This window comes from Mesorhizobium sp. M7A.F.Ca.CA.002.04.1.1, assembly GCF_004022805.1.
Taxonomy (GTDB): Bacteria; Pseudomonadota; Alphaproteobacteria; order Rhizobiales; family Rhizobiaceae; genus Mesorhizobium; species Mesorhizobium ciceri.
This window is the reverse complement of record NZ_RZPL01000195.1, coordinates 1-8,438: the sequence shown is the minus strand read 5'-3', so window position 1 is coordinate 8,438 and position 8,438 is coordinate 1. Positions and strand designations below refer to the sequence as shown.

Here is an 8,438-nt window from a genome sequence, read left to right as displayed (position 1 = left end):
CATCAGCACTGCCTTGCGGCCGGATTTGACCGCTTCGGTCATCGCCTTGGTGACGTCGTCGGTGCCGTTCACTTCGGTCGAATTGACCGATGTGATGACGTCGCCCGGCTGGATGCCGCGATCGGCAGCATCGCTGTCGGGATCGACGTCGGTCACCACCAGCCCCTTGCCGTTTTCGGACTTGGTGACGGTCAGGCCGAGATCGGCCAGCGTGTCGGGCTTTGCCGGAGCGGCAGGCTGCGACTGGTCGACAGAGGCCTGCTTGTCGCTCGAGGGCAGTTTGCCGAGATCGACCTTGACCGTCTGGCTCTTGCCGTCGCGCCACACGGTGACGTCAACCGATTTGCCAGGCGAGTAGGCGCCGATCAGCCGTGCCAGTTCCTTCGGCGAAGCGACGTCCTTGCCGTTGACCTGGGTGATCACGTCACCGGCCGTGATGCCCGCCTTCTTGCCGGGACCATCGTCCTGGGCACTGGAAACCAGTGCGCCGTTGTTGGACTTCAGACCAAGCGACTCAGCGATGTCGGAGGTGACCGGCTGGATTTCGACACCGAGCCAGCCGCGCTGAACGGAACCGCTCTTCATCAGGTCCTGAACGACCTGCTTGGCGGTCGAAGCGGGAATGTCGAAGGCGATGCCGACGCTGCCGCCGGACGGCGAGAAGATCGCGGTGTTGATGCCGACGACCTGGCCGTTGAGGTTGAAGGTCGGGCCGCCAGAATTGCCGCGGTTGACCGATGCGTCGATCTGGATGAAGTCGTCATAAGGGCCAGCGCCGATGTCGCGGCCGCGGGCGGAGACGATGCCGGCGGTGACGGTGCCACCAAGGCCGAACGGATTGCCGACGGCCACCACCCAGTCGCCGACGCGAACCTTGGAGTCATCGGCGAAGTCGACATAGGTAAACTTGCCGACGCCATCGACCTTGAGCACGGCGAGATCGGTGCGCGGGTCGGTGCCGATCAGCTTGGCGTCGAGTTCCTTGCCGTCATTCATCACCACGGTGAAGGCCGAGCCTTCCGAAACGACGTGGTTGTTGGTGACGAGATAGCCGTCATCCGAGATGAAGAAGCCGGAACCTTGTGCAACCGGCCGCGGCTGGTCGTTGTTGCGGTCGCGATGGCTGAAGCGCCTGTTGCCGCCACCCTGGCCGTCCTGATCACCAAATCCACGGAATTCCTTGAAGAAGCGGCGCAGTTGCGGATTGTTGGGCAGGTTGTTCATGCCATCCTGATCGTCGGACGGGTCCGAGCCGTCATCGGCGGCCGGGCTGATCTTGGCCTTGACCTTGACGCTGACAACAGCGGGAGAAACCCGCTCGACGACATCGGCGAAGCCCGGTACCTGCGGCGCCTCGACGCGCACGGCATCGGCCAGAACAGGGCTGGTTCCGCTGGTCAGCGCACCGACGCCGATCGCACCGGCCACGGCTACAGACGCGACGGCAGCCATGAGACGCTTGCGGGTGACGGAATATGAACGGGGGGCAATATTCATGGATCTCGTATCCTCTTTCCAAATGGACGCTGCTGATGGGCATCCTCAAGCAAGAGAATTAGAGTGGCGCACATTACAGCGCCATTTCCGACACATGAAACTTTGGTAATGTTTTGGGGTCGGGAGACGCACAAACCCGTTGGCCGCGATGCCCTATGCGCTATCTTGTACACAACTCAGCACAAGGCTTTCATAAATGACAGCAAGCACGCCTGGCGGATCGTATTCGTGAAATGGGCCGAGGCCTTGGTGATATGGCGACGGGCCGGCCAGGCCGGGTAACAGGCACATATGAGACGTTCATCGGCCGCCCGCCGTACATCATTGCTTATGAGTTGCGCCCGATCGCTGGCCGTCAGTGCGTCGTTATCCTGCGCGTCATTCACACGTCGCGGGACTGGCCCTCGGAGGAATGGCCGAGCTAATTGCCTAGTATCTTGTCCAGCGCCGCCTGTTCCTCAGTGGTCAGCGCATTGGTTGCCGTCGAGCGACGCGACCGCGCGGTCAGCACGATGAAAACGCCTCCCACCAGCAACAGCAGGACAGGCGTGCCCCACAGCAATGCATTGCGCAGGTCGAAACGCGGCTTGAGCAGCACGAACTCGCCATAGCGCGAAACCACGTAGTCCATGACCTGCTGGTCAGTGTCGCCGGCGACGAGGCGCTGACGCACGAGGACGCGCAGGTCGCGGGCAAGGTCGGCATCGGATTCGTCGATCGACTGGTTCTGGCAGACCATGCAGCGCAAGCCTTCCGAAAGCGCCCGAGCCCGCGCCTCAAGTGCAGGATCAGGCAGCATCTCGTCAGGCTTCACCGCCAAGGCCGTGCCGGCAAAAAACAGCGCCAGCAGCAGGATAATGGAGGTCAGCGAAAGCCGTGCGTTCATGGCAGGGTCGCGGATGGCACCACGCTCGCCTGCTTGCGCCGTCGCGACGGCGCGCCGACGCGCAGGCGCCGGTCCATCAGCGACATCGCCGCGCCCGCCATCATCATCAGGCCACCGCCCCAGATCAACGTCACCAGCGGCTTCCACCACAAACGCACGACGACCGAACCGTCTTTGCCCTCGTCGCCGAGCGAGATGTAGAGCTGCGAGAAACCGATCGTCCTGATGCCGGATTCCGTCGTCGTCATCTGCCGCACCGGATAAAACCGCTTGGCGGAGCTGATTTCGCCAACAGGGCTGCCGCTGACGCCGATCAGCTCGAAGCGGCCGCGATCCTCGCTGTAATTCGGTCCCTGGGCCGGATAAAGCCCGACGAAACGCAGCGTATGGCCGGACAGTTCGACGGTCTCGCCGGCATGCATCGACAGGATCTTCTCGGTGCCGAAGCAAAGTGTGCCGACGATGCCGAGCGTGGTCAGGCCGAGGCCGAGGTGAGCGAAGGCTGTGCCGAAGACCGAGCGCGGCAAGCCGAGCAAGCGCCGGACCATGATCCCCGTTGCGACGGTCCGAAAGCCGGATTTGACGGCGAGATCGGTGAGCGCGCCAAGGATCAGCCAGACGGCAAGGCCTACGCCCAGGGCTGCGAACACCGAGCCGCCGTCGATGAACAGAGCGGTGACCAGCGTCGCCAGCAGTGCCGCAGCAAAGGCCACCATCAGGCGCTGCGCGACGGCGAAGACATCGCCGCGCTTCCAGGCCAGCAACGGCCCGAACGGAACCACGAGCAGCAGCGGCACCATCAGCGGCCCGAAGGTGAGATTGAAGAACGGCGCGCCGACCGAGATCTTGTCGGCTGAAAAGGCTTCGACAGCGAGCGGATAGAGTGTGCCGACAAGCACGGTCGCCGTCGCCGTGGTCAGGAACAGATTGTTGAGGACGAGTGCCCCTTCTCGGGAAATCGGGTGGAACAGGCCGCCGGTCGTCAACCGGGAAGCGCGCAGCGCAAACAGCGCCAGCGAGCCGCCGATAAACAACGTCAGGATGCACAGGATAAACACGCCCCGGGTCGGATCGGTTGCAAAGGCATGCACCGAGGTCAGCACGCCCGAACGCACGAGGAAGGTGCCGAGCAGCGACAGCGAAAAGGTCAGGATGGCGAGCAGCAGCGTCCAGATCTTCAGCGCCGAGCGCTTTTCCATGACAATGGCCGAATGGAGCAGCGCGGTGCCCGCCAGCCACGGCATGAAAGACGCGTTCTCGACTGGATCCCAGAACCAGAAACCGCCCCAGCCAAGTTCATAATAGGCCCAGTACGATCCCATGGCGATGCCGCCGGTCAGGAACATCCAGGCGACCAGCGTCCACGGCCGCACCCAGCGCGCCCAGGACGCGTCGATGCGGCCTTCGATGAGAGCGGCGACCGAGAAGGAAAAACAGATCGAGAAGCCGACATAGCCGAGATAGAGGAACGGCGGGTGGATGGCGAGGCCGAGATCCTGCAGGATCGGGTTGAGATCGCGGCCTTCGATCGGCGCCGGGTTGAGCCGGATGAACGGATTGGACGTCGCCAGGATGAACAGGAAGAAGGCGGCGCCGATGGCGCCTTGCACCGCAAGCACATTGGCGCGCAGCGTCGCCGGCAGGTTGGAGCCGAAAGCGGCGACGAGTGCGCCGAAGAAGGTCAGGATCAACACCCAAAGCAGCATCGAGCCTTCATGATTGCCCCAGGTTCCGGTGATCTTGTAGATCAACGGCTGCAAGGAATGCGAGTTTTCCCACACGCTTGCCACCGAGAAATCGGAGCTCGCATAGGCACTCGCCAGCGCTGCGAAAGACAGCGCCGTCAAGGCGAAGCCGGTCACCGCGACCGGACCCCCGACGGCCATCAGGCGCTGGTTGTTCAGGCGTGCGCCAAACAGCGGCACGAGCGTCTGCACCAGCGAAAGCGCAAACGCCAGGACGAGGGCGAAATGTCCGGTTTCAACCATGCCCGTGATCCACTGTCGCTCTCCTGCCGGAGCTATTCACTCTTGCTCTCCTGCCACACGCCCTTGGCCTTGAGGCCGTCCGCAACCTCCTTGGGCATATAGCGCTCATCATGCTTGGCCAGCACGCTATCGGCAACAAAAACCCCGTCCGGGCCGAAACTACCCTCGGTGATGACGCCCTGCTCTTCGCGGAAAAGGTCGGGCAGGATGCCGGTATAGGTGACCTTGACCGATTTGTGCGTGTCGGTGACCGAAAAGCCGACCGTGGCCCCCTGCCCGCGCTGGATCGTGCCTTTTTCGACCAATCCACCCAACCGGATGCGCTGGCCAGGCTGGACGCTTGCCGTGGTGAGATCGGCCGGCATGTAGAAATAGGAGGCCTTCTGGCCAAGCGCGTAGAAAGTCAGCCCGGTCGCGGCACCCAGGAAGACCAGGCCGCCCGCGATCACCGACAATCGTTTCTGCTTGCGCGTCATGTCTTGTTCTACTCCGTCGCCGCAAGCCCAAGCGAAGCGGCAAAGGCGGTGAACTTCTTCGCCTGGTCACTGTCGGCCCCAAAGACGGCAATGGCGCGACCGAGCGCCTCACGCGCCTGATCGGCCTTGCCAAGCACGACATAGGAACGAACGAGCCGCATCCATCCTTCCGGGTCGTGCGGATTTTGCCGCAGTTTGTCGTCAAGGCCGGCAACCATGGTGTTGATCATGGCTTCCCGATCCTGCGGCGACATCGAGGATGCGGCGTCGATATCGCCGGCATCGGGGCCGTTGGCGGCGTCGCCAGAAGCCACTTCGGGGTTGCCGGACTTGGCCAGCGCCTGCTCGACGGCACCGCGCCATGGCGAGTCCGGCGGCAATCTGCCCAGCATCGCCTGCCATGCCGTGGTCGCTTCCTTGGCGCGACCCTCCTGCGCCAACGCCATGGCCAGGTAGAAACTGGCCTTCGCATTGGCCGGATCGAGCTTCAGGGCTGCCTCGAAAGCATCCTGGGCATCGGCCGAGACAATGCCGCCTGCCGCGCCGGCGATCGCCTCTCCGAGACCGGCCTGGCGAACGGCGCTGTCGCCATCAAGCCGAATGGCGTTGCGATAGGCATCCGCCGCGTCGGAAAAGCGCTGCATGCGCAGATAGACCGGGGCAAGCACGTCCCAGCCCCTGCCATCGGTGGGATTGGCGGCCAGATGGGCTTCGGCCCGCGCCACCAGTTCGTCGACCGAACTGTCGGCGGGATTCTTGGCCAACCGCTCGCTGAGCGGTTGTGACGGCAGGTCGGGAGAGCCAAGCTTGACATAGAGCCCCCAACTGACCAGCGGCACCGCCAGCACGGCTACGGTGGCCACCAGCCTTGCGGTGGCCGGCGCTCGGCCCGCGTTTGCGCCACCGGCGGTACCCGCATTGTCAAGGCGAAGGATGCGGCGAGCGATCTCGGCGCGGGCTTCGGCCGCTTCGGCCGGCTGGATCAAGCCACGCGCGGCGTCGCGGTCAAGCTCGGACAGTTGGTCGCGATAGACTTCGAGATCATGTTCGCCGCTCGACGACGCGCCCTTCGCGCTGGCGGCCAGCGGCAACAGCACCGCCAGGCTTGCACCCAGCGTGAGAATGGCGGCTATGACCCAGAACAGCATGGTTCTTCCAATAACGGCAGAGCTCTGCCGTGCCAACAGATGCATGCTGCGACGCTTTGACGACGCCAGCCGCCAATCGTCGGCAGACGGTCGTCAGGTCAGCGGCGTCCAGCTGCCATCGGCGTTGCGGCAAGCGGTTCCGCGCGCCGTGACTCCGGCGCCGCCGGAAAACACCGTCTGCGTGTACTGGCGGCAGTCCTGCGAACCGACGCGGTAGGGCTGGGCCGGAACCACCTCGCCGTAGCGCGAAGCCTGGGCGCCTTTCCACGTCACCTTCTGGCCGCTGGTCGTGTATTCCAGCGCTTTGTACTCAGCCTCGAGCGCGCTGCGCTTCTCGGTCTCGCTGAGGCCGTTGCCGATCGCCCCGCTGATGAGGCCGCCGCCCATCGCCGAAATGATCGTCGTGGTCACCTTGCCGCTGGAAGGAGGTGTCGAGGCCGGTGTCGCTGCCACGGTTGGACCCTTGCCGCTCAAGGTGGTGCAGCCGGAAACAGCCAGCAATGCGGAAACAAGCGCGACGCGAATCTTCATGCCAACAACCGGTTTTCTTGAGTTGGAGCCTGCCATGGATGCGCCGGGGGCCGCGTCATCGAGAAGTCGGCGTGGCCATAATATTGATATTTGTCGGAAATTTGGCCGCTGGCCGCTGCGGGACCAATGGACATGCCGCCAACAACATCTCCCGCCCCTCTATGTCGATCGGCTCTGGTGAACATCACTGAAGGCTCCGCAATCGCACCACCGCCTTCAATCCGCCCATACCGGACCGTTCGAGCGCCAGAACGCCTCCATACTCGTTGACGAGGTCTGCGACAATGGCCAGGCCCAGACCTGTTCCGGGCTTTGTCTCGTCCAGACGCCGTCCGCGCTTCAGCGCCTCGCGAGCCTTGTCCTCGGGAATGCCCGGACCGTCATCCTCTATGCCGATCTCGAACAGGCCGGCCGGGTCGTCCTTGCCGGTCAAGGGCACGATCGAGACCTGCACCGCGCTCTTTGCCCATTTCATCGCGTTTTCAAGGAGATTGCCCAGCAGTTCCTCAAGGTCCTCGCGCTCGCCGGCGAAGACGATCTCGCCCGCCGGCAGCGACAGCGACAGATTTGTCTGCGGATTGAGCTTCCGCAGAACCCGCACCATGCGCTGCACCAGCGGCGTCACCGGCGTGCGGTAGACGACGCTGTCGCGTTGTGCCGCGACGCGGGCGCGCTGGAGATAGTGTTCGACCTGCTTCTGCATGGAAGCCGCCTGTTCGGCGATCAACTGCCCCTTGGCGCCGCCGAGCGCGCGGCCCTCGTTGAGCAGTACCGCCAGCGGCGTCTTCAGCGAATGGGCGAGATTGCCGACCTGTGTTCGCGACCGCTCGACGATGCGCCTGTTGTTTTCGATCAGCGCATTGGTTTCGTTGGCAAGCGGTTCGATCTCGGCCGGGAAGCGGCCGTCGAGCCTCTGGGCGGTGCCTTCGCGCACCATGGCGAGCGCGTTCCTGACCCGGCGCAGCGGCTGCAGGCCGAGCAGGATTGCGATCGCGTTGATGGCGATCATGCCGACGCCGAACAGGCTGAGATAGGTCAGCAGGCGGCGCTGAAAGGTGGCGATTTCCTGTTCGAGTTCGCTCTGGTTGCCCATGACGCGGAAACGCGCGGCGCGGTTCTTGGCGTCGAGGACGAATTCGCTCTCGAACACTTCGAGTTGCTCGCCGTCGATGCCTTCGGCTGCGTAGCTGCGCTGGAAGCTCGCGTTGAACGGCACCTCGGCAACGCTCGGTGACGGGATCGTCGTGGTCATCGACGACGAATGGAGATCGCCATGCACGCCTTCCGAAGCGGGCTCAACCGACCAGTACCAGCCCGAATTCGGCTCCGAGAACCGGAGGTCGCCGAGATCTGGCGCGCCGGTCAGCGCACCGCTGTCGGAGATGCCGATCGAACCGATCAGGTTGAACAGATGCGCCGAAAGCAGGCTGTCGAAGCCGCGCTCGCTGGCTTGGCGGTATAGGGTGGTGATCAAGGTGAAGATGACAACGAGCGTCACGATCGCCCAGACCGTGGAAAAGGCGATGACGCGGAACGTCAGCGAACGCGGCCACAAACGCAGCGAAAGCGGCGTCCTTGCGGTTGGTTTGAGCGGTTCCGAGTTACGCCTCCGGCTCACGCATGCGGTAGCCCATGCCGCGCACGGTTTCGATCATGTCGATGCCCATCTTCTTGCGCAGCCGCCCGACAAACACCTCGATGGTGTTGGAATCGCGGTCGAAATCCTGATCGTAGAGATGCTCGACCAGTTCGGTCCGCGAGACGACCTCGCCCATATGGTGCATCAGATAGGCAAGCAGGCGGAATTCGTGCGACGTCAGCTTCAGCGGCACGCCGCCGACATCGGCCTTGGAGGCCTTGGTGTCGAGGCGCAGCGGTCCGCAGGTCAGCTCGGACGAGGCATGGCCGGCAG

General features: G+C 63.8%; 8 protein-coding genes and 1 pseudogene. 1 reads left to right on the top strand and 8 read right to left on the bottom strand.

Annotated features, from left to right (window positions below; translation table 11 throughout):
* Positions 1-1,497 (bottom strand): Do family serine endopeptidase (locus tag ENZ75_RS12815; RefSeq protein ID WP_128278125.1); only part of this gene is annotated, 1,497 nt, incomplete at its 3' end.
* Between the two features lie 206 nt (positions 1,498-1,703).
* On the opposite strand from ENZ75_RS12815, the pseudogene ENZ75_RS12810 reads away from it, so the two are divergent.
* A pseudogene (locus tag ENZ75_RS12810) lies at positions 1,704-1,922 on the top strand (type II toxin-antitoxin system RelE/ParE family toxin); the annotation flags it as partial.
* On the opposite strand, the gene ENZ75_RS12805 reads toward ENZ75_RS12810, so the two are convergent.
* The 7 genes from ENZ75_RS12805 to ENZ75_RS12775 form a co-directional block, all read right to left on the bottom strand.
* On the bottom strand, positions 1,919-2,383 hold the full coding sequence (locus tag ENZ75_RS12805; RefSeq protein WP_013532633.1) for a cytochrome c-type biogenesis protein: 465 nt from the start codon (positions 2,381-2,383) through the stop codon (positions 1,919-1,921). The pseudogene ENZ75_RS12810 and the gene ENZ75_RS12805 sit on opposite strands and share 4 nt — an antisense overlap.
* Positions 2,380-4,371: a heme lyase CcmF/NrfE family subunit gene (locus ENZ75_RS12800; RefSeq protein ID WP_013532634.1), complete on the bottom strand. Its 1,992-nt coding sequence runs from the start codon at positions 4,369-4,371 to the stop codon at positions 2,380-2,382. The genes ENZ75_RS12805 and ENZ75_RS12800 overlap by 4 nt, the downstream gene beginning before the upstream one ends.
* Positions 4,372-4,403: 32 nt before the next feature.
* Positions 4,404-4,847, bottom strand: coding sequence for a cytochrome c maturation protein CcmE (ccmE, locus tag ENZ75_RS12795; protein WP_013532635.1), 444 nt, complete (start codon positions 4,845-4,847; stop codon positions 4,404-4,406).
* Between the two features lie 8 nt (positions 4,848-4,855).
* Entirely contained in the window at positions 4,856-5,995 is a 1,140-nt protein-coding gene (gene ccmI / locus ENZ75_RS12790; protein ID WP_013532636.1) for a c-type cytochrome biogenesis protein CcmI, read from the bottom strand.
* A 93-nt stretch (positions 5,996-6,088) separates the two neighbouring features.
* On the bottom strand, positions 6,089-6,526 hold the full coding sequence (locus ENZ75_RS12785; RefSeq protein WP_013532637.1) for a hypothetical protein: 438 nt from the start codon (positions 6,524-6,526) through the stop codon (positions 6,089-6,091).
* A 184-nt stretch (positions 6,527-6,710) separates the two neighbouring features.
* Positions 6,711-8,144: an ATP-binding protein gene (locus tag ENZ75_RS12780; RefSeq protein WP_013532638.1), complete on the bottom strand. Its 1,434-nt coding sequence runs from the start codon at positions 8,142-8,144 to the stop codon at positions 6,711-6,713.
* Positions 8,128-8,438: response regulator transcription factor (locus ENZ75_RS12775; protein WP_164887801.1), on the bottom strand; the 311-nt coding region annotated here is incomplete at its 5' end. The genes ENZ75_RS12775 and ENZ75_RS12780, both read right to left, overlap by 17 nt.